Annotated in this window: 1 protein-coding gene and 2 rRNA genes (1 of these 3 cut by a window edge); 2 read left to right on the top strand and 1 reads right to left on the bottom strand. The window is 56.0% G+C overall.

All coding sequences use genetic code 11. From position 1 onward, the window contains the following. Nucleotides 1–1,311: ribosomal RNA gene (locus ACFR9S_RS13110) — 23S ribosomal RNA — on the top strand (it extends 1,539 nt beyond the left edge of the window). Nucleotides 1,312–1,441: 130 nt separating this feature from the next. Then, nucleotides 1,442–1,563, top strand: a 5S ribosomal RNA gene (gene rrf, locus ACFR9S_RS13105). Nucleotides 1,564–2,111: 548 nt separating this feature from the next. Here rrf and ACFR9S_RS13100 read toward each other — a convergent pair. Continuing rightward, entirely contained in the window at nt 2,112–2,387 is a 276-nt protein-coding gene (locus ACFR9S_RS13100; RefSeq protein ID WP_049990094.1) for a helix-turn-helix transcriptional regulator, read from the bottom strand. Nucleotides 2,388–2,692: the final 305 nt, after the last annotated feature.

The following is a 2,692-nucleotide window of genomic DNA, read 5'->3' as shown; positions in this document are numbered from 1 at the left end:
GAATGACAGGATAGCGCAAGTCAGGTCAACCTAGAGCCCGTGAAAAGGCGAGCACACTGTCCGTACCGAGATCCGACACAGGTACTCGTGGCGGCGAAAGCCAAGGTCTGTCGGGAGCAACCGACGTTAGGGAATTCGGCAAGTTAGTCCCGTACGTTCGCAATAAGGGATGCCTGCCTCGCGAAGAGGCAGGTCGCAGTGACTCGGGCGCTCCAACTGTCTAGTAACAACATAGGTGACCGCAAATCCGCAAGGACTCGTACGGTCACTGAATCCTGCCCAGTGCGGGTATCTGAACACCCCTTACAAGGGGACGAAGGACCCGTTAACGGCGGGGGTAACTATGACCCTCTTAAGGTAGCGTAGTACCTTGCCGCTTCAGTAGCGGCTTGCATGAATGGATCAATGAGAGCGCCACTGTCCCAACGTTGGGCCCGGTGAACTGTACGTTCCAGTGCGGAGTCTGGAGACCCCCAAGGGGAAGCGAAGACCCTATAGAGCTTTACTGCAGGCTGTCACTGAGACGTGGTCGCCATTGTGCAGCATAGGTAGGAGCCGTTACACAGGTACCCGCGCTAGCGGGCCACCGAGGCAGCATTGAAATACTACCCGATGGTGACTGCGACTCTCACTCCTGGCGGAGGACACTGGTAGCCGGGCAGTTTGACTGGGGCGGTACGCGCCTGAAAAGATATCGGGCGCGCCCCAAGATTTCCTCACCCGTGTCGGAGACGCGGGAAAGAGCGCAAGAGCATACGGAAGTCTGACAGTGTCCGGCACAACGACGGACGCTGACGCGAAAGCGTGGTCTAGCGAACCAATTAGGCTGCTTGATGCGGCCAATTGCTGACAGAAAAGCTACCTTAGGGATAACAGAGTCGTCACTCGCAAGAGCACATATCGACCGAGTGGCTTGCTACCTCGATGTCGGTTCCCTCCATCCTGCCTGTGCAGAAGCAGGCAAGGGTGAGGTTGTTCGCCTATTAAAGGAGGTCGTGAGCTGGGTTTAGACCGTCGTGAGACAGGTCGGCTGCTATCTATTGGGGGTGTTACGGTATCTGACGGGAACGTTCGTATAGTACGAGAGGAACTACGAATGGGTGCCACTCGTGTACCGGCTGTCCGAGAGGGCACGTGCCGGGCAGCGACGCACCACGGGGTAAGAGCTGAACGCATCTAAGCTCGAAACCCACCTGAAAAAGAGATACCACCGAGATCACTCGTAAAAGACGAGGTCGATAGACTCGGGGTGTACGCACCAAGGCAACGAGGTGTTGAGCCCGCGAGCACTAACTGATCGAGCCACACACTCATACACTACATCGCATTGGATCTGGTACCCGGAAACGGGTCCAGGCGCGAACTGGACTACACGTACACTACGGTCTTTGACACACCACCGATTATGGTCTACTCACGGTTCGATTCCGTGAATCGGCATTGAGGCGGCCACAGCGGCGGGGTTCCTCCCGTACCCATCCCGAACACGGACGATAAGCCCGCCTGCGTATCGGCCAGTACTGGAGTGCGCGAGCCTCTGGAAACTCCGATTCGCCGCCATCCACTCATACTCTCTATCCATTCCCCCTCGCCAGCCACCGCTCCGATGGCCGTGAGGGGTTTTTTGCGTATCCGCTAACGAGAGACCGGATTCTGAGCGAAATGGAAACATCAATCTGATTGTGACGGTTTCGTATCACGATATTGGGACGCTTTTGAAACCAGGCGAAACCAAACTACGTGACAGCCCAACGGGACGAGATGCCTCGTTTGAGTAGCTAACGTGTCCGGGCCGATTATTTCAACCGGGAATACAACAACGAACACCCAACCTAGTGATCGGAGTCGGTGCTGTACAGGCCGATCGAAACGAAGGCAGTTCGATTTAACGTGTATTTCGAACCTGTGCTAGAGTGAACCGAAGCGAGCGGGAGCCAGCTCGGACTGTCTGCCAGGCGGGATGCGGTATTCTCGGGTCGGGCTGGGGGAGTATCGGCGCGATGGGCCTGGCGACGGTGTCGCGATGAGCAGGGTCGATGAGTCCATTCCGGCGGGAACACGCATGGCTCACGTCTCAGTGGTGAGTGAGTTCCCAGAACAGAGGCTGGCAGTTACTCGTCGATGTACTGTCGTTCCCACTCCCGTCGGTCCTCGATTGCCTGGCGACCCGTGTCGCTGATCTCGTAGTAATTGGTGCGCCGATCGAGCTGACCCTTTTCGACAAGGTTCTTATTGACGAGTGTATCGAGGTTCGGATACAATCGCCCGTGATTGATCTCGCTGTTGTAGTACGTCTCGACCTCGTCTTTCACGTCCTGCCCCGAGGGTTGATCGGCCCCCGCGATTACGTACAGGAGGTCTCGCTGAAAGCCTGTCAGATCGTCCATTGTGCACTCAGGTTGACGAACGGGAACCCCGCTATTTGTTATCGATTTCGTATCGACCGTTTCTGCTCCGTTCTGTGGAACTAATCGTATTGCTGATGCTGATGGGTTCGATTTCGGCTGGTAACGATCAGTTACACGGAAAGCTCAAGTATTTAGGTTCAACGCAGGTAGGAGAACCCTCGCTACGGCTACTGATCGTACTGGGCTTTTGAGAGGGTGACTCGACCGTTTAGAGTCACTGGGTTGCAGTTGCAGTTTTAGGCACCGTTACAGCCGCAGCGACTGCTCGGTCGAATAACGTATTG

Origin of the sequence: Halolamina salina (genome assembly GCF_042678005.1) — an archaeon.
Lineage (GTDB): Archaea > Halobacteriota > Halobacteria > Halobacteriales > Haloferacaceae > Halolamina > Halolamina salina.
This window is presented reverse-complemented; position numbering and strand designations above follow the sequence as displayed.

Bases quoted from the DNA above. Each gene is read 5' to 3' on its own strand.
- ACFR9S_RS13100 (WP_049990094.1), bottom strand. From the start codon at position 2,387: ATGGACGATCTGACAGGCTTTCAGCGAGACCTCCTGTACGTAATCGCG.